The organism is Haloarcula sp. Atlit-120R (genome assembly GCF_003665885.1).
Lineage (GTDB): Archaea > Halobacteriota > Halobacteria > Halobacteriales > Haloarculaceae > Haloarcula > Haloarcula taiwanensis.
The window spans coordinates 447712-466184 of the sequence record NZ_QPLN01000001.1; the positions used below are offsets into that span (position 1 = coordinate 447712).

General features: G+C 65.2%; 16 protein-coding genes. 11 read left to right on the plus strand and 5 right to left on the minus strand.

The annotated features are described in order from the left end of the window. Positions 1–5: 5 nt before the first annotated feature. Both DVK01_RS02405 and DVK01_RS02410 read right to left on the minus strand, forming a co-directional pair. Positions 6–2558, minus strand: a complete 2553-nt coding sequence (locus DVK01_RS02405) for an AAA family ATPase (RefSeq protein WP_121511602.1) — start codon at positions 2556–2558, stop codon at positions 6–8. Next, positions 2555–3304, minus strand: coding sequence for a 4-phosphopantoate--beta-alanine ligase (locus DVK01_RS02410; RefSeq protein ID WP_121535256.1), 750 nt, complete (start codon positions 3302–3304; stop codon positions 2555–2557). The genes DVK01_RS02405 and DVK01_RS02410 overlap by 4 nt, the downstream gene beginning before the upstream one ends. 134 nt (positions 3305–3438) lie before the next feature. Here DVK01_RS02410 and DVK01_RS02415 point away from each other — a divergent pair, with 134 nt between their 5' ends. The 10 genes from DVK01_RS02415 (at position 3439) to DVK01_RS02460 (ending at position 14800) form a co-directional block, all read left to right on the plus strand. Beyond that, entirely contained in the window at positions 3439–4350 is a 912-nt protein-coding gene (locus DVK01_RS02415) for a PhzF family phenazine biosynthesis protein (protein WP_121535258.1), read from the plus strand. A gap of 121 nt (positions 4351–4471) precedes the next feature. Next, positions 4472–6781, plus strand: a complete 2310-nt coding sequence (gene ppsA, locus DVK01_RS02420) for a phosphoenolpyruvate synthase (RefSeq protein WP_121535260.1) — start codon at positions 4472–4474, stop codon at positions 6779–6781. A 55-nt stretch (positions 6782–6836) separates the two neighbouring features. Continuing rightward, a complete protein-coding gene (locus tag DVK01_RS02425) occupies positions 6837–7739 on the plus strand; it encodes a chemotaxis protein CheY (protein WP_121535262.1) in 903 nt (300 codons plus the stop codon). 136 nt (positions 7740–7875) lie between these two features. Next, positions 7876–8928, plus strand: a complete 1053-nt coding sequence (mfnA, locus tag DVK01_RS02430; protein ID WP_101350731.1) for a tyrosine decarboxylase MfnA — start codon at positions 7876–7878, stop codon at positions 8926–8928. Positions 8929–9041: 113 nt separating this feature from the next. Next, the gene (locus tag DVK01_RS02435) at positions 9042–9626 is read left to right on the plus strand and encodes a YqaA family protein (RefSeq protein WP_053967496.1); all 585 of its coding nucleotides are present in this window, start codon (positions 9042–9044) and stop codon (positions 9624–9626) included. A 66-nt stretch (positions 9627–9692) separates the two neighbouring features. Beyond that, positions 9693–11801, plus strand: coding sequence for a methionine--tRNA ligase (gene metG / locus DVK01_RS02440; RefSeq protein ID WP_121535264.1), 2109 nt, complete (start codon positions 9693–9695; stop codon positions 11799–11801). A 45-nt stretch (positions 11802–11846) separates the two neighbouring features. Then, positions 11847–12215: a hypothetical protein gene (locus tag DVK01_RS02445; RefSeq protein ID WP_101350733.1), complete on the plus strand. Its 369-nt coding sequence runs from the start codon at positions 11847–11849 to the stop codon at positions 12213–12215. Between the two features lie 70 nt (positions 12216–12285). Then, positions 12286–12882 (plus strand): NfeD family protein, encoded by a 597-nt coding sequence (locus DVK01_RS02450; RefSeq protein WP_101350734.1) that lies wholly within the window; start codon positions 12286–12288, stop codon positions 12880–12882. Between the two features lie 71 nt (positions 12883–12953). Beyond that, positions 12954–14144: an SPFH domain-containing protein gene (locus DVK01_RS02455; RefSeq protein WP_053967492.1), complete on the plus strand. Its 1191-nt coding sequence runs from the start codon at positions 12954–12956 to the stop codon at positions 14142–14144. Positions 14145–14194: 50 nt separating this feature from the next. After that, positions 14195–14800, plus strand: coding sequence for a MarR family transcriptional regulator (locus DVK01_RS02460; protein ID WP_101350735.1), 606 nt, complete (start codon positions 14195–14197; stop codon positions 14798–14800). A 37-nt stretch (positions 14801–14837) separates the two neighbouring features. Here DVK01_RS02460 and DVK01_RS02465 read toward each other — a convergent pair whose 3' ends face one another. Then, entirely contained in the window at positions 14838–16706 is a 1869-nt protein-coding gene (locus DVK01_RS02465; protein WP_121535266.1) for a hybrid sensor histidine kinase/response regulator, read from the minus strand. Between the two features lie 160 nt (positions 16707–16866). Further along, entirely contained in the window at positions 16867–17109 is a 243-nt protein-coding gene (locus DVK01_RS02470; RefSeq protein ID WP_101350737.1) for a hypothetical protein, read from the minus strand. Positions 17110–17326: 217 nt separating this feature from the next. Here DVK01_RS02470 and DVK01_RS02475 point away from each other — a divergent pair, with 217 nt between their 5' ends. Next, the gene (locus tag DVK01_RS02475) at positions 17327–17725 is read left to right on the plus strand and encodes a TRAM domain-containing protein (RefSeq protein WP_101350738.1); all 399 of its coding nucleotides are present in this window, start codon (positions 17327–17329) and stop codon (positions 17723–17725) included. A 2-nt stretch (positions 17726–17727) separates the two neighbouring features. On the opposite strand, the gene DVK01_RS02480 is transcribed toward DVK01_RS02475, so the two are convergent. Beyond that, complete coding sequence (locus DVK01_RS02480; RefSeq protein ID WP_121511591.1) at positions 17728–18453, minus strand: YkgJ family cysteine cluster protein; 726 nt, start codon at positions 18451–18453, stop codon at positions 17728–17730. Between the last annotated feature and the right edge of the window lie 20 nt (positions 18454–18473).

An 18473-nucleotide genomic window follows, 5' to 3' on the forward strand; every position in this document is an offset into this window, starting at 1 on the left:
CGTCCTCAGGGCCCGAGCCCCAGGTCCGCGGTGCCCTCAGCCCCCTGATAGCGGTCGCGGTCGTCCCAGTCGGCAATGCTCGAATGCGTTTCCCAGACGGCGGTTTCGAGGTGCGCCTGCGTTATGTCCGAGCCGTCTCGCAAGGCGTGACGCGCCGCGTCCTCGGCGACGAGTTCGAGGTCGCTGGCGGCGTAGCCAGCCGTCGGCTCGACGATGGCGTTCCAGTCGATGTCGCCGGCGACGGGTCGGTCCTGTAGATGAATTTCCAGAATCTGTCTTCGAGCCTCAGCATCCGGCGGCGGGACCTCCACGCGCTCGTCGAAGCGGCCGGAGCGCCGGAGCGCCGCGTCGATGTCCTCGACGAAGTTCGTCGCGGCGACCACGACGATGTCCTCGGCCGCCGCGCCTTCGAGTTCGGTGAGCAGCTGATTGACCAGTTGTTGCTCGCTCGTGTTCATCGAGCCGCGTCGCGAGCCAGCGATACCGTCGATCTCGTCGATGAACAGCACGCAGGGAGCGTTCGCGCGGGCCACCTCGAACACCTCGGCGACGTTGCGGGCCGGCTCGCCCATCCACTTGCTCGTCACGTCTGCCGGGCTAATTTCGACGAAACTGTGGCCGAGTTCGCCCGCGAGCGCACCGGCGAGGTGGGTTTTTCCGCAGCCGGGCGGGCCGTACAGCAACAGTCCGGACAGCACGTCGATGCCGTACTCGGCGTAGGCGTCGGCGTTCGCCAGTGGGTCGAGGACCGTGTCTTCGAGCCGCTCCTTCAGTTCGCCCATGCCGCCCACGTCTGCGAAGTCGCGTCCGGGGTCAGTCTCGACGAGCGAGCTGGCCTGCAGGTCGACGCCGTCGGGCTGGACGACGCCGTTTTCCGCGACCATCTCGGGGTCGACCCAGTCCGGGATGCTGGTGTCGGTCTCCGCGGCGGCCTGCAGCAAGTGGTTCGTCCCGATGGGGGCGTCCGCCCGCAGTGCCTTGCGGGCGGCGTCCTCCGCGAGGAGTTCGATGTCGCTGGCGGCGAAGCCGGCGGTCTCCTCGACGACTGGGTCCAAATCGATGTCGTCGGCCGTCGGCCGGCCGGCGAGGTGAATCTCGAGAATCTGTTTTCGGGCCTGCGGGTCCGGCGGCGGGACTTCCACCCGCTCGTCGAACCGCCCCGAGCGGCGGATGGCGTCATCCACGTCTTCGACGAGGTTCGTCGCGCCGAGCACCACCACGTCCTCGTCGGCGATACCCTCTAGTTCGGTCAGCAGTTGGTTGACCAGTTGCTGCTCGCTGCTGTTCATGTTGCTATCGCCGTCACGCGCGCCAGCGATGCCGTCTATTTCGTCGATAAAGAGGATACACGGGGCGTTCGCGCGGGCAATCTGGAACAGCTCCTCGACCTTCTGTGCGGGTTCGCCCATGTACTTGCTGGTCACGTCGGCGGGCGTGACCTCGATGAAGGCATGGTCGACCTCGCCCGCAAGCGCGCCGGCGACGTGGGTTTTCCCGCACCCGGGCGGGCCGTGCAACAGGACGCCGTTGACGACACCGATGCCGTACTCCTCGAAGGCACTCGGGTCCTGCAGCGGCCGGACGACCTTGTGGTTGAGCGTCTCCAGTAGCTCTGACATCCCGCCCACGTCGGCGAAGCTTCGGGACGGGTTCGGGTCGACCAGCCCGTCGGCCTCCATGTCGACGCCGTCGGGCTGGACCACCGTCCCATCGTCCGAGGGTCGCTCGCGGTTTATCGAGGGCGCGCCGTCGGCCCGGCCCGGGTCGGTATCGCCGCTCGTCTCGGCCGAGCCGGAGTCGTCGGACTGGTCGATCCGCTCCCGAATGTTCCGTTCGAGCCGGTCGGGGTTGACCTCGTAGCCGTACTCGGCCAGCCGTCGGGGTTCGGCGCTCAAAAACTCCGCGAGCCAGCCGTGGCGTTTGAGGTCCTCGGTTGAGGCGTCCGGGTCCCGGAACGTGACGAGCTTGACATCCGTGCTGTCAGGCGAGTGGTACTCGGCGAGCCAGAAGGGGAGGTAGAGCCGGTCGACGGCGGTCACGCCGTCGAACCCGTCGGGGTCGAAATCACCGGGCAGGCCGTAGGACTCGCGCAGCTTCCGGAGGAACACGTTCGCCGCGCCCGAGGCGGAGTCGTGGCGCTGTTCGCGGTACTCCGCGACACGCTGGGGCAGTAGCGACCGGGCGTCGTCGTCGGTGACCTGGAACTGCAACAGGACCGAGCGACCGAGCGCCGGGTCGCTACGGCCGAAGTCGTAGTCGCTGGTCGCCCGCCGGACCACCGCGTCGGTGTCGTCGACGTACTGGGCGACGGCCCGGTCGTTGTCCGCCCAGAGGCCGTCGAGAAACGCCGTCTCGGATTTGCTCGTCGTGCCGAACAGTCTGCCCTCGCCGGTCTCGTACTCGTAGTCGACCTTGAACACCGGATAGAACACTCGGTGGAGCCGTTCGAGTCGCTCGGTATCGCCGAAGGCCGTCATCGTCCGCTGGTCGAGCGTCTCTCTGACGGCCTCCTCGTCGGGGACCCGCCGGTCGGCGTAGATGTACGGCGGCAAGCTCATTCGAGGTCGCCCTCCCGAATCCGCCGCTCGGCGGCGGTCAGGGCGCTGTCGGCGTCGAACGTGTCGATAGCGTCCTGCTGGGCGGCCGGGTCGCCGCGGAGGTCACGGGCATGCTCGGTGATGTTCGGTATCGCGCGAATGATGTTGTCGATGATGGGGACCGCCGCCACCTCTGCCGAGCGGCTCTGAGGGTTGAGGTCAATGACCAGTTCCGTCTTCCCCATCTCGCCCAGCGCCTCGGCGCGGTCGCCGTCCTCCAGCGGGACGAGCACCACGTCCGCCGCGCCGATGCCGTCGGCGTCGACCTTCGCGCGCTCGTGGTCGAGGCCGGGGATGCGCCCGTCGGCGGTCAGCCCCTTCACGTCTGTCGCGCCGTGTTCGCGGAGGTACTCGGCGATGGCCTCGATGCGCTCCTCGGTTCGGTTGAACAGGTTCACTTCGAGGTCAGCGCCGGTCACCTCGGCCAGTTCGACCAGTTCGCCGGGGACCAGCGCGGCGGCGTTGCCGTTGACCGAAATCACGGCGTGGTCGGCGGAGAGGATGTGTGCCGCAGCGGCACGCTCGGCGTCGTCGGCGCTGTCGAGCGTCTGTTCACCCAGCAGGTAGTCGAAGGCCTCGCCACGGCCCTGTGCGATGAGGCCCTGTCGGGAGGTGATACCGCGGTCGACGCCCGCCTCGATCCGGTGGCGGGTCAAAAGCGACTCGTAGCGGGGGTGGCTCTCAGGGAGATCGACGTCATCGCTCATGCGTTCCAGTGATACCTCCCTGTACTAAAGTCGTCCGTCAGGGGTGCGTCCCGGTCATCGACGCATGTCTCACCACCGGACGGCCACGGCTAGCTCCGGAAAAGGTTATCTGCGGGTCAGCACAACTCCGTGCCATGGATACCCGACAGGCGCTGCTTGTCGACGCGTTCGCTGCGGAGCCGACGGCCGGCACACCGACCGGCGTAGTGCCCGATGCCGACGGACTGACTGCAGACCAGATGCGGGCCGTCGCCAGCGAACTGGGGGCCGCCGAGACAGCGTTCGTCTTGCCGGCGGAAGACACCGACCGCCAACTTCGCTGCTTCTCGCCGACCGAGGAACTGGCACAGGCGGAGACGGCAGTGGTCGCCGCGCACGCAGCGCTCTCCGAGCGTGGTGAAATCAGCGACGGCGAGTGGACGGTCGCTACCGCCGCCGGCGAAGTCGCTGTCGAGACAAAACAGAACGGGATGGTCTGGGTCGAACAGGGCCGGGCCGACATCACCGAAGTCGACCTCCCCTACAGTGATGTTGCGGACGCACTCGGTCTCGACGAAGCCACGCTCAAGGACGTGGGCGCTGATCTCCCGCTCGTGACGGCCGACACGGGCGAGCCGTGGCTCATGGTCCCAGTCAACTACTTCGAGCATCTGAGCGCTCTCAGCGTTGACGTGGCCGCCGTCGCCTCACTCTGTGACCGCTTGGACGTAGCCGGCGTGTATCCGTTCACGTTCGATACCGTCGGTGCCGACGCGACGCGCCGGTCGACGTTCCACGGACGCGCCTTCCGAGCGGGGAGCCGGACCGAGGAACCGGTGACCGCGGCGGCCTCGGGGGCCTGTGCGGCGTTTGTCCGCCGCTACGGCGCGCTTGATGACACTATCGAGCAGATTATCGCTGAGGGCGGGCACTTCCGTGACAGACCCGGGACGGTATCAGTCGATACTGACGGGACCGAGGTGTGGGTCGGCGGGCGCGCCGTCACTGCACTGGACGGCACAGTGACCGTCCCCGCTGTCGACGATGATGACATCATCGAGGCGTGACCACGCAACCGCACCGGCGGCGTGACCGCCTAATTCACTCGAAATCGAGTGAAGAGCGGCCGCATCACTGGCTGTAACCGGAACTTCCTTAATTGTCGTTGGAGATGGTACGAGTGAGTCCATGCCAACACTGTGGCTCGATGAAATCGGTGCCGACGACCTGGCGCGGGTCGGCGGCAAGGCGGCGTCTCTCGGAGAACTGACCGGAGCGGACCTGCCCGTTCCGTCGGCGTTCGTCGTTACCGCCGACACGTATCGGTCGTTCATCGAAGCAACTGGAATCGACGAGCCGTTATTCGAGGCCGTCGATGTCGACAGCGACGACTCGCAGGCACTGGCCGAGGCGGCTGAACGCGCCCAGGAGTTGATCCTAGAGACCGACACCCCGCCGTCGGTCCGCGAGGACCTGCTGGCCGCCTACGACGAGATGGGGGACGAGGACGTGGCGGTGCGGTCCTCGGCGACCGCGGAGGACCTCCCGGACGCCTCCTTCGCGGGCCAGCAGGACACGTACCTGAACGTCTCGCGTGCAGACCTCCTGCAGCGAGTCAAGGAGTGCTGGGCGTCGCTTTTCACCCAGCGGGCCATCTACTACCGCAACGAGAACGACTTCGCCCACGACGCCGTGGACATCGCCGTCGTCGTCCAGCAGATGGTCGACGCGGAGAAATCGGGCGTCATGTTCACCAGCCATCCCTCGACCGGTGGTCCGACGGCCATCATCGAAGCTGCCTGGGGACTGGGTGAAGCGGTCGTCTCCGGCGCGGTCTCGCCCGACAACTACATCATCGACCGCGAGACGGGGACCATCGACGAGGTGACTGTCGCCGACAAGAAGGTAATGTGTGTACGGGGCGAGGACGGCGAGACCATCGAACGCTCCGTTCCCGAAGAGAAGCGCAACGAACGAGTCCTCTCCGACGAGGAGATACACCGGCTCCTGGAGGTCGGCGAGCGCGTCGAGGACCACTACGACACTCCACAGGACGTGGAGTGGGCAGTCTACGAGGGCGAGGTGTATCTGCTCCAGTCCCGCCCGATTACCACCATCGACGACCCCGAAGGAAGCGCCGGCTCGGCCAACGAAGCCGAGAGTCAGCCGCCGGGGGCGCAGTCGGGCGTCGCCGACGGTGGGGCGATGGAGAGCCAGTCGGAGTCGGTCCGGCTCTCCGGCATCGGCTCCGCGCCGGGCCGGGTCACCGGCGTCGTCCGTATCGTCGACAAGCTCGACAACCTCGACAAGGTCGAGGACGGCGACATCATCGTCGCCGAAATGACCACGCCGGACATGGTACCGGCGATGAAACGGGCAAACGGCATTATCACCGACGAAGGCGGGATGACAAGCCACGCCGCCATCGTCTCCCGCGAACTCGGCGTCCCGGCCGTCGTCGGCGCAGAGGACGCGACACAGAAGCTCCGTGACGGCGAGACGGTCACGCTCGACGGCGACAAGGGCACAGTCGAGAAAGGGGCGAAGGTCCCGGAGACGAGCGAAGACGAGGACGACGCCGGGGCGGTCGAGGGACACTCGCCGGTCAAGCCGATGACCGGAACGGAAGTCAAGGTCAACGTCTCCATTCCGGAGGCCGCCGAGCGGGCCGCCGCGACGGGGGCCGACGGCGTCGGTCTGCTGCGAATCGAGCACATGATTCTCTCGACGGACAAGACGCCCGCCCGCTACGTCGAGGACCACGGCGAGCGCGCCTACGTCGACGAAATCGTCGAGGGCGTCCGCTCGGTCGCCGAGGCGTTCTACCCGCGGCCGGTACGGGTCCGCACGCTCGACGCCCCCTCCGACGAGTTCCGCCAGCTCCAGGGCGGTGAGGACGAACCCAGCGAGCACAACCCGATGCTGGGCTACCGGGGCATCCGGCGCTCGCTCGACCGGCCAGGCGAGTTCAAGCTCGAACTCCGCGCGTTCGAGCGCCTGTACGACCTCGGCTACGACAACGTCGAGCTGATGCTGCCGCTCGTGACCGACGCCGAGGACATCCTGCGGGCGAAGTCGCTGATGCAGGAGGTCGGCATCGACCCCGAGAAGCGCGACTGGGGTGTCATGGTCGAGACGCCGGCGAGCGCGCTGTCCATCGAGGAAATCTGTGACGCCGGCATCGACTTCGTCTCCTTCGGGACGAACGACCTCACCCAGTACACGCTGGCCGTCGACCGCAACAACGGCAACGTCGCCGACCGCTTCGACGAACTCCACCCGGCCGTCCTCGAACTCATGCGCCAGGTCATCGGGACCTGCCGCGAGCACGACGTGTCGACGAGCATCTGCGGACAGGCCGCCTCGAAGCCACAGATGGTCGACTTCCTCGTCGACGAGGGAGTCACCTCCATCTCGCCGAACATCGACGCTGTGCGTGACGTACAACACGAGGTCAAGCGCGTCGAACAGCGCCTGTTGCTGGAATCGGTCCGCTGAGGCCGCCGCCTGACGTAGCCAGCAGGTTTTTTTGCGCCGTTCGCCTCGTTGCGGTATGGCATCCGAATCGACGCCGGAAGCCAAGAGTATCAGCTCCGGCGTGTCGTACATCCCATTCGGCATCCCTGGGCTGGACGGACAGGTCCGCGGGATTCCGACCGGGAGCACGGTCCTGCTGGCGGGGGCCTCCGACGCGGGAGGCGACGCCTTCACGTACACCAGCCTCGCCACGCTGATGCTCGCGAAACACCGCCCGGAAATGGTTCCGAACGGCATCGCCCGGCGCAGCGAGGCAATTCCAGAGTCGGTGACCTACATCACGCTCTCGCACGACCGCGAGCACGTCTACAGCGAACTCGACGCCGTGCTCGACGGCTACCAGTTCGATACGCTCACCGATAACATGGCCGTCGCCGATTTCTCCCAGCGGTTTATGGAGCTGTTGCCAGTCCCCGAACCACTGTTCGATGCCCGCCGGAGCGACGCCGAAATCGAACAGCCCGACGCGGAGCTACCGGAGCGAAAGCCTGCTTCGGAGACGTTCGAGAAACTTCTCTCCGATATCAGCGACCGGGTGAGCGACGCCGCAGAGACGCTCATCGTCATCGACTCGCTGACCGACCTCGAACGGGCGACGGAGTTCGGCCTGCCACAGAACCACGAGATCGCGTTCCTGATGGGGCTCCGGGAGGCGGTCGTCAACTGGGGGAACGTAGCCTTCGTCAAACTCGACCGACCCGCCGGCGACGTGCGGTCGGACGCGCTCATTCATGGGCTGTTGCACGGCAGCGTTTACTTCTACTCCAACGACAAGGGCTTCGAGACGTATCGGACCATGCGGGTCGGCTCCTTCGGCGGCGCGCTCGACTCTGAGCGCCAGACTGTGTTCGAGTCGCTGATCGGTCCCACAGGCTTTCGCGCGAAGGCGACGAAGAAAATCGGGCCGTCGAACTGGTAAGTCGGCTGTGAAGCGCGCTCCCGGACCGAGTACGAGTGGCTCTACCGCCTGACTACGGTCAGGAAGAATAAACAGCAGACAACGGACACGCCCGAGCACAACGGCTAAACCACTCCCCCCTCTATACTGGCGATAGATGCTCCAGCGGGCAGAGCCACAGGACTTCGAGCGCGTCCTCTCGTCGATGTGTACCGTGCCACACCCGTCGGCACGCGAAGCGGCGGAACGCTTCCTCGCGACGAACCCCGGAGACCCGGGTACGTACGAGACCATCGCCGATCTGGAACGCGAGGCCGTCGACTATCTCGGCGGGATGACCGGCCTCTCGGACCCCGCGGGCTACGTCGCCTCGGGCGGGACAGAGGCGAACCTGCAGGCGATACGCATCGCCCGTAACCGCGCCGATACGGACGACCCAAACGTGGTCGCGCCCGTCCACGCGCATTTTTCATTCACGAAGGCCGCTGACGTGCTCGGGGTTGAGTTGCGGACTGCGCCGGCAACGGACTACCGTGTCAACATGGCGGCGATGTCGGAACTCGTCGACGAAGACACGGTGTGTGTCGTCGGCGTCGCCGGCTCGACCGAGTACGGCTACGTCGACCCGATTCCGGCCATCGCCGACCTCGCAGAAACGGTCGATGCCCTCTGTCACGTCGACGCCGCGTGGGGCGGCTTCTACCTTCCGTTCACCGACCACGACTGGCACTTCGGCCACGCGGACATCGACACGATGACCATCGACCCCCACAAGGTCGGACAGGCGGCGGTTCCCGCCGGCGGACTGCTGGCTCGGGACCGGTCGCTGCTCGACGAACTCGCCGTCGAAACGCCGTATCTGGAATCGACGGACCAGCTCACGCTGACGGGGACGCGGTCGGGCGCTGGCGTGGCCTCGGCTGTCGCGGCGATGGAATCGCTGTGGCCGGCAGGCTACGAGCAACAGTACGAAACGTCGATGGCCAACGCCGACTGGCTGGCTGACCAGCTATCAGCGCGGGGCCACGACGTGGTCGGGCCCGAACTTCCGCTTGTCGCGGCCGACCTCTCGATGCCGATGACCGACGAACTGCGGGATCGCGGCTGGCGGGTCTCGAAGACCGGGGCCGGTGAGATGCGCGTCGTGTGTATGCCCCACGTCACGCGGTCGATGCTACGCTCATTTGTCGCGGATCTCGACTGGTACTGAGCCGCTGGCCTCGATTGGTACTGAATCGCTTCTCTAGTGTCAAACGTATCCGTACTGAGCGCTCCCGAGAAGACATACGAAGGTTTAGAAGTGCCTGTTTGCTACAGAGAGACGTGGACTTGGTAGTACCGACCGCAGCGTTCATCGCCTTCATCGGTGACTGTACGACCGCTGGCACCCCACTGTCGCCGCTCGAAGAAGCCGTCTGTACGGCCACTGGTCCGACCGGACTGGGTATCATCGCGGTGTACTCGTTTCTGATCGCGTTCATTCTCCCGCTTCCGAGCGAGGTCGTGCTGGTTCCGGCCGAAACCCTTCGACTTGGACTCTCCACGAACGGGAATCTGGTGGCGATTATCATCGTCAGTGGTCTGGGGAAGGCGTTTGGCAGTCTCGTCGCCTTCCATATCGGTCAGGAGGCAAAGGAGTACGGCCCGCTCGTTCGCCGAATCAAGCGCTCACGGTTCAACATCATCGAGTGGTCGGAAAAGAAAACGGTCCAGCTAGCACAGAAGTACGGGTACGTCGGTCTGGCGCTCGCGCTCTGTGTGCCGTTTTTCCCCGACACCATCTCTATCTACGCGTTCACCGTCCTCGAACGCGACTACTATCGGTTCGGCGCAGCGACGTTCTTCGGCAGTGCCGGACGGCTCGTCGTGACACTCGGGCTGGCAGGCGGTACGCTCGCGTTGCTGTGACCCCGGAGCGCGGCCACCACGCCGAAACCAACCCCCTTTTGACCCGTCGGTGGCACACGAACAGGTATGAGCAACGACGAGTTTCCGACGGACCAGCCGGCGGTCGTGACCTGTGGGTTGCCCTACGCGAACGGTGACTTGCACGTCGGCCACCTCAGGACGTATGTCGACGGAGACGCGCTGTCACGCGCTCTCCGACGGATCGGTCAGCAGACGGCGTTCGTTTCGGGATCGGACATGCACGGCACGCCAGTAGCGGTCAACGCCGCCGAAGCAGGCGTCGAGCCGCGAGAGTTCGCGCTTGACTTCCATGAGACCTACGCCGAGACGTTCCCGCAGTTCAACATCGAATTCGACAACTACGGGCACACCGACGACGAGACCAACGTCGAACTCACTCAGTCGTTCGTCCGCTCGTGGGTCGAAAACGACCACGTCCACGAGAAGGAAATAGAGGTCGCCTGGGACACCGAGGAGGACCAGCCCCTCCCCGACCGCTATGTTGAGGGGACCTGTCCCTACTGCGGGGAGCAGGCCCGCGGCGACGAGTGCGATGAGGGATGCCAGCGCCACCTCGAACCCGGCGAAATCGAGGACCCCGTCTCGACGCTGACGGGCAACCCCGCCGAGTACCGCACCCGCGAGCACAAGTTCCTCCGCCTCTCGGACTTCCAGGAGTATCTGCAGGACTTCCTCGACCGTCTCGAAGGGACCGACAACGCCCAGAACCAGCCCCGCGAGTGGATCGAGGGTGAACTGCAGGATCTCTGTATCACGCGGGACATGGACTGGGGCGTCGACTATCCCGAGGACGTCGACGGCGGGGAGGATCTGGTGCTGTACGTCTGGGTCGACGCACCTATCGAGTACGTCGCCTCGACGAAGCAGTACTCCGAGCGCGTCGGCGACGATGAGTACAACTGGGAACAGGTCTGGAAGGTCGACGGCGAAGAGCGCCACGATACCGAGTGGGACGACGACTGGAGCGAGGACAACGGCGAGATAATCCACGTCATCGGCCGTGACATCATCCAGCACCACGCCGTCTTCTGGCCCGCCATGCTGCGGGGCGCGGGCTACAACGAGCCCCGGGCCATCCTCGCGACCGGCTTCGTCGGCATCGACGGCAAGGCCCTCTCGACCTCGCGCAACCGCGCGGTCTGGGCCGACGAGTACCTGGAGGCCGGCTTCCACCCCGACCTGTTCCGGTACTACATCGCCACCGGCGCACAGATCGACACCGACGTGGACTTCTCCTGGGACCGCTTCCAGGAGCGGGTCAACGGCGAACTCGTCGGCAACGTCGGGAACTTCATCTACCGCTCGCTTTTGTTCGCCGAGCGCAACTACGACGGCACGCCCGACGCGCCCGTCAGCGACGACGTGCGCGAACGCATCGAGGCGGCCATCGACGACTTCGAGGCCGCCGTCCGCGAGTACGACGTGCGCGCCCTCGCCGAAATCGCCATCGAGCTGTCGAACTACGGCAACGAGTACATCCAGCGCAACGAGCCGTGGAACCTCGTCGACGACAACCCCGAGGAAGCCGAGCAGGTCATCCGCGACTGCGTCCAGCTGACGAAGGCCGTCGCGGTGCTCATCCAGCCCGTCCTGCCGGGCAAAGCCGAGCGCCTGTGGGGCCAGCTGGGCGAGCAGGGGTCGGTCGCCGACGTGACCCTCGACAGCGCGCTCGAAGCGCCGCCGGCCGAGTTCGGCGAGCCCGCGGAGCTGTTCGAGCAAGTCGAGGACGACCACATCGAGGCGCTGAACGAGGAGCTACAGGAGCGCGTTGAGGCGGCCGGCGACGAAGCGGACGACGGGGATACAGACGCCGCCGACCTCCAGCCGCTCGTCGAGGACCGCATCAGCTTCGAGGACTTCGAGGGTGTCGACATGCGCGTCGGCGAGATTCGTAGCGCCGAGCCGGTCGAGGGCGCGGACAAGCTTCTCAAGTTAGCGGTCGATATCGGCCACGAGGTCCGGCAGGTCGTCGCCGGCCTCCGACAGCTCCACGACGCCGAGGACCTCCCCGGGACGCGCGTCATCCTCCTTGCGAACATGGAGAAAGCCGAGCTGTTCGGCATCGAATCCAACGGGATGGTGCTGGCCGCCGGCGACGAGGCGGATCTGCTGACGACGCACGAGGACGCCCCGCTGGGGACCCGAATCAAGTAATCGCAGTCGCCAGCGCTTTTGTAGTCACGGCACGTACCGCGGACCATGGATGACGACGGGGCCGCACGAGACGATGCGGCCGCTACGGGTGATACGTTCACCGAGGAGTACGAACTGGCGACGGAAGCCGACGTTATTCAGCTCGAGGACGACCCAGATAGCGACGCGGCTGACGACGTGGAGGGCGCGGTCGCCGGCTCGCTCGCTCCGGACCTCGAGGTGACGCCCGACGCGCCGAAGCCTGAGAATGTCGTCTTCGTCGCGCTGGGGGTCTGTATCGCAATCCTCGCGCTCGGGCGGATGTTCCTCGGGGCGGAGATGTACACACCGTCCGTACTCGGCGGCGTAGTCCTGTCCGTCGCGCTCGGAACCGCAGTACTGTACGGGTTCTTCGTCCGGACGAGCGACGCGTAACGCTACAGCAGTGCCGGGCGTGTCACGCCCGACCCCGACACTTAATCCTGCTCCGACACTAGGTGAGAGCATGGTGAATCCGCTGGCGACAGTTGCCCTGCTGCAGGCCGAACCACTGTTAGGTATGTCGCTCTCCATTCTGCTGTTTCTGGCCGGCGCGGGCCTCATCGTGGGCGAGGCGCTCGCCCCCGGGACGCACTTTTTCGTCCTCGGGGTGGCCCTGCTGACGGCAGGGCTGGTCGGGCTGTTCATTCCAGCAAGCCTCGGTATCCTCGCCCCACTCATCCTTACTGTCGTTGTCCTTGCAACGACAGCGGTCACGCTATGGGGGTATCGAAAGCTCGACTTCGCCGCACCGGGCCGGGGCCAGACGCTCAGCTCTGACTCGCTTACGGGCCAGTTCGGAACGGTTACCGAGCGCGTAACCCGAAGCGACGGCGAGGTCAAACTGGAAGACGGCGGTTTCAATCCCTATTATCAGGCTCGCAGTTCCGGCGATCCCATTGAGGAGGGGACGGAAGTAATCGTCATCGACCCGGGCGGCGGGAACGTCCTGGAAGTCGAAGCGGTGGAGGCGGCAGGCGACGAAATCGACCGCGCGCTCGAACGTGACCGAAACCGGAGCGATGCGGACGCCGAGCCGGAGCGAGAGTCCGAGCGGGCGTAGGTGTGCAATTCGGTAGTTTGTGACAGGGACACCGAAGCCTTTTCATTGCGCGCTCCGGAGTTCTGATTGTCATGTTCCCCGCGACAGCACCGCTGCAAGGTCTGGGAGGACTCGTCGGTTTCGTTACCGTAATCTTCCTCCTGATCGCCATCGCGCTGGTGTACTCCAGCGTCGTGATCATCCGCCCGTACCAGAAAGGTGCCTACACGGTCCTTGGTACCTATCGCGGCGTCCTCGACCAGGGGATTCACTTCATCTATCCCTTTGTCTCCGACGTGACGCGGTTCGATATGCGTACCCAGACGCTTGACGTGCCGCGGCAAGAGGCTATCACCCGCGACAACTCGCCGGTGACCGCCGACGCCGTCGTCTACATCAAGGTGATGGACCCGAAGAAGGCGTTCCTCGAAGTCGACAACTACGAACGTGCCGTCTCCAACCTCGCCCAGACGACCCTTCGTGCCGTCCTAGGTGACATGGAACTGGACGACACGCTGAACAAGCGGGGTGAAATCAACGCCCGCATCCGGAAAGAGCTGGACGAACCCACCGACGAGTGGGGTGTCCGCGTCGAGAGCGTGGAGGTCCGCGAGGTCAACCCGTCCAAGGACGTCCAGCAGGCCATGGAGCAACAGACCTCCGCCGAGCGGAAACGCCGTGCCATGATTCTGGAAGCCCAGGGTGAACGGCGCTCCGCCATCGAGACGGCCGAAGGTGACAAGCAGTCTAACATCATCCGCGCACAGGGTGAGAAACAGAGCCAGATTCTGGAAGCACAGGGTGACGCAATTTCGACCGTCCTGCGTGCGAAATCCGCCGAGTCGATGGGCGAGCGCGCCGTCATCGACAAGGGGATGGAGACGCTCGCGGAAATCGGTCAGGGCGAGTCGACGAAGTTCATCCTCCCGCAGGAGCTTACCTCGCTGGTGGGCCGCTACGGCAAGCACCTCCAGGGCTCCGACGTGAAGGAGAACGGTCACTCGCTGGAAGCGCTTGACTTCGACGACGAGACCCGCGAGATGCTTGGTCTGGACGATATCGAGGAAATCCTCGGCCAGATCGACGAGGAAGCGCAGGTCGATGTCGAAGCGATGGAAGAGGAAGCCCAGAAGATCAAACACGGCGAAGACTCCGGCGTCGACAGCGCCGACGACGTCATTGAGGAGATGGACGCTGAGATAGACAACGACTCGGGCACGACTGACGTGGCCGGCGGTCCCGACGACACGACGCGAACGTCGGAAGTCGACAAAGACAACTAACTGAGAATCAGGCGAAGACGTTTTATTACCGACCCACCTTTTCGGTAGCAATGACGCGTGAGGGCGACGTGGACGAGGATAAACGAGCGACACTCCGTCGCTTTGCCGCCCTCGGTGCAGCAAGTCCGTTTGCCCGCTTCGGCGACAGCGGAAGCGAGAGCGACGCGCCCGACGCCATCGCCGGATACGTCTCGACACACCCCGGGACCCACTTCTCGAAGCTTCGTGACGACCTCAAACTCGGGACTGGTGAGGCCCAGCACCACCTCCACCGGCTGGAAAACGAGGCCGTCGTCACGTCACAGAAGGACGGCGACTACCGCAGGTACTTCCCGGCCGGGCAGTTCTCCGAGTTCGAACAGGTGGCGCTTGGCTACCTGCGGCGGTCCACGGCTCGCGGGATGCTCGTCACCCTGCTGCGCCGCCCGGACGCGACGGCGTCGGAACTGGCCACTGAACTGGACGTCTCACGGCCGACGGTGAGCAACTACGCCGCCGATCTGGAGGCCGCCGGGCTCCTGTCCAGAGAAGACGGCTACGCAGTTACGGAACCCGAAACCGTGCTGACACTGCTGATTCGGTACGCCGATTCGTTCGGCGACGATGTGGCCGCGTTAGCCGGCGAGGCCGACTCGCTACTGCGGTACGACCCGTGACGCTCGGGTTCCGGCTGTCAACCCAGCCGCGTCCGTCTCACCCCCCTTCGACGATGCTTGTTATCTCGAACCTGGCCCCGCCCGCCTCGCTGTCGGTCACGCTCACATCCCATCCGTGGACGGCGGCGATGTCAGCGACGATTGCGAGGCCGAAGCCGGTGCCGTCGGACGCGGTCGAGTAGCCGGCTTCGAACACCGCGTCCCGCTCGTCCTCGGGGACGCCCGGCCCGTCGTCGGCGACGTAGAACCCGCTTTCGTCGTCGATGTCGCCGACGGTGACCGTCACGCCGTCGCCGTGCTCGACGACGGCGTCCGACTGGGGCGGCGTGGTGCTGTGTTCGACATCCCCATCCTGTCCCTGGGTGGGAATGGATCCGTGTGCGACGCTGTTCCGGAACAGGTTCTCCAGCAGGCGACGCAGCCGCCGGGGGTCCGCGACGACGACGCTGTCGGTGTCGGTCTCTAAGGTCGCGTCCCCAGTTTCGACGGTCTGCCAGCAGGCGGTCGCGGCGGTGTGTAAGTCGACCGGCTCGGTGGTCGTCGCCTCGCGGCCGTCGCGTGCGAGCGTCAGGATGTCGTCGATGAGCGTCTGTATCCGCTGGTGGGCGCTGTCGATGCTGTCGAGATGGTCGTCGGTCCCTTCCTGACGGGCCAGTTCCAAGTGGCCCTGCGCGACCGTCAACGGCCCCTGAAGGTCGTGGCTGACGACGCTGGCAAAGGATTCGAGCCGCTCGTTCTGGACGCGGAGCCGGCGCTCACGTTCCTTCTGTTCGGTGATGTCCTGGATGAACCCCCGAACCGTGCGGCGTTCCGCGTCCTCGACTCGTTTGCCGCGGGTCCGGACCCACCGACAGTCGCCTGTCGCGGTGATGAGCCTGACTTCGAGGTCATACGGTTCCCCGTCTTCGAGGGCCGCATCGACGGCGTCCGCGACCGTCTCCCTGTCTTCGGGATGGTAGAACGACAGCCCACCTTCGACTGTCGGCTCGAAGTCGTCGTCGACCTCGTGGATGCGGCGGGTGCCCGCTGTCCAGGTCGACATCCCGCTTTCGTCGAACTCCCACGCGCCGAGGTCACCCAGTTCCTCCGCCTCGGCGAAGAAGTCCCGTAGCTGGGCGAGGTTCCGCTCGCGCTCGATACGCTCGGTGACCTCCTGACAGTGCGAGAAGATAGTGACGACATCGCCCGCGTCGTCGGTGACGAGACGGTTGTGCCACTCGACCATGATACGCTCGCCGTCTTTCCGGACGTCCTCGTCGACGCTGTGGTAGCCGCCGCTGGCCTCACTGAGGGCAGAGGTGACCGCGTCGACGTCGTCGTAGCTGTCCGGACTCACGAACACCTCCCACGTCTCCCCGAGCAGTTCGTCTTCGGTGTAGCCGAATATCTCGGTGAGGGTGTCGTTGACCCGAACGATTTCGAAGTCGGAGTCGAACTCAACGAAGTCCAGCGGCGACTGGTCGATAAACAGCGACAGCCGGTCCGTGCTCTCTTCGAGGGCGCGCTGTGACCGGTACTGTTGGACGGCGTTGGTGATGCGGTTGGCCAGAAGTGCGTAGTGGCTGGTGTCAGACGTCTTCTGCAGGTAGTCGGTGACGCCAGCCGAAATAGCATCCCCGGCGACTGCTTCGCTGCCTCGGCCCGTGTACAGAATAAAGGGTAGCTCCGGGTACGCCTCGCGGACGGATTCAAGGAGGTCGATGCCGCTTTCGCCGGGCATCTCGTAGTCCGAGACGATGCAGTCGAACGTCGCCGATTCGAGTCGGGCCAGCCCCTCCGATGCACTCGTCGCGGTCTCGATGTCGAACGCGGCCCGCTCTCGTTCGAGAAACGCCGCCGTCGTCTCCGCGTACTGCAGGTCGTCGTCGACGTGGAGGACTCGAATCGGGGAACCAGCCTCTCCCATTACTGGGTCCGACTATGCCGTCAACTGTTATGAATATGCACATTCAGATCGGCAGACAGAAGCATGCATCTCAAGGGGTCGTGACTGACGGAAAAGTGAGCGACGACACCGAACCGTCTCTGCGCGGGGGACAGCACCGCTCGTTCGGCGGAGTCCGGGCTTACGCTTCGACCATCCACGTTGTCGAGGAGGAGTAGCCCCACTTCTCGACGGCCACGTCGTGGTCGCCGTCGGCGATTGCGGTCATGTTCGTGCCGACTTCCTTCGCCGAGAGCCCGAGTTCGTCGCCGATAAGCCGGGACTTGAAATACGTCTGGTCGTCAGCATTGGAACGGAGATACTCCAGAATACGTCGCTGCTTGTCCGAGAGCGGACTGTCGGTGGGTTGTGCGGTGGCGCTCATTAGTACAGTTACTAGCAGCACCGAGACACCCTTATTGGATTTGGTACAGACGGTTAACGGCCCGCAGTCTTGCGGTTTTCTCTCATTCGAAGCGGACATACTGCCGCGAGTTGGGCCACGCGACAGTCGGTTGGTACAGGCGGGAAACACCGCGGTCGCTCGCTCCGGCAGTTCTTTAGTAATGGGCCGTTTTGTGGCCGAACGGAGGTCTATCACATTGGAAATCTCGGATCAACTGCTGTGTCTGTTCAGTGCCGATATCCGCAGCGAGGGGGACCGGTACGTCGTAGAGATCCCTCGTCGAGAGGTCGAGACGGGCGCAGTCGACTCGGGCAGTACCTACCGCGTTGCGCTTATCTCCGCAGACGAGGGGACAGAGGCGGACGAGGAGACAGTGGCGGAGACGCCACCGGATCAGCCACAACCGCCGGTCGAACCGGGTGAGACGCGCTACGTCGAGATTGAAGACATCGGCAAGCAGGGCGACGGCATCGCCCGCGTCGAGCGCGGCTATGTCATCATCGTTCCGGGAGCCGAAATCGACGAACGTGTCAAGATCGAAGTGACCGAGGTCAAGTCGAACTTCGCGGTCGGCGAAATCATCGACGACGTGTGACGCTACTCGTAGGGGCTGCCGTCTGGGCGCTTGGCTCCTTCGGAGTCGTGGACGACGACCTGTCCGGCTGACTGGTCGACTGGCCGGTAGTTGTCGCGGACGCCGATTGCTTCCGTCAGTTCTCGAACGGCGCGCTCCTTGAGCGCTGCTGCCAACTCCTCGGCGTCGGCTCTGGACATATCCCGACCGAGCCCCTCACATTCGTGGGCCCGGACCATCCCCGCCTCGTCGACGGCTTCGCCCATCGGCTGGCTCGTCCCGCCGAGCGCGACGCTGAACGGGTAGGTCCGGCAGATGAGCGGGCGGTCGCCGTGGACCGTACAGGCACCCGTGCCGCCGTCCTCAGCGTAGAACGTACAGTCGCCGCAGTCATCGGTCTGGAGCGCCCACTCAAACGTCTCGCCTTCGGGGCCGTCAGGGCCGTCAGCCAGTCCGTACGGCATCGGTCGAGCCACGTCGCGGAAGTCGTACTCCCCGGTCGCCTGTAGCTGCCGGATCTCGTCGGGAAACACCGTCGCAGTGTGGGGTTCAGCATCGGTTTCAGCGGACTTGGGCTGCTCGTCGGACCCATCGGGTCCGTCACTCGCGCCACCCGCACTACACGCTGACTCGGCCTTGCAGCAGGCTCCACAGCGGGTGCATTCGAACCCGATCGTCTCGATTGCGTCGGCCAAGTCCGACTCGTCGAGGGCACGGGCCCGTTCAAGTTCGGTTTCCAAGGAGTCCACAGCATCGCTAGCGGGCCGAC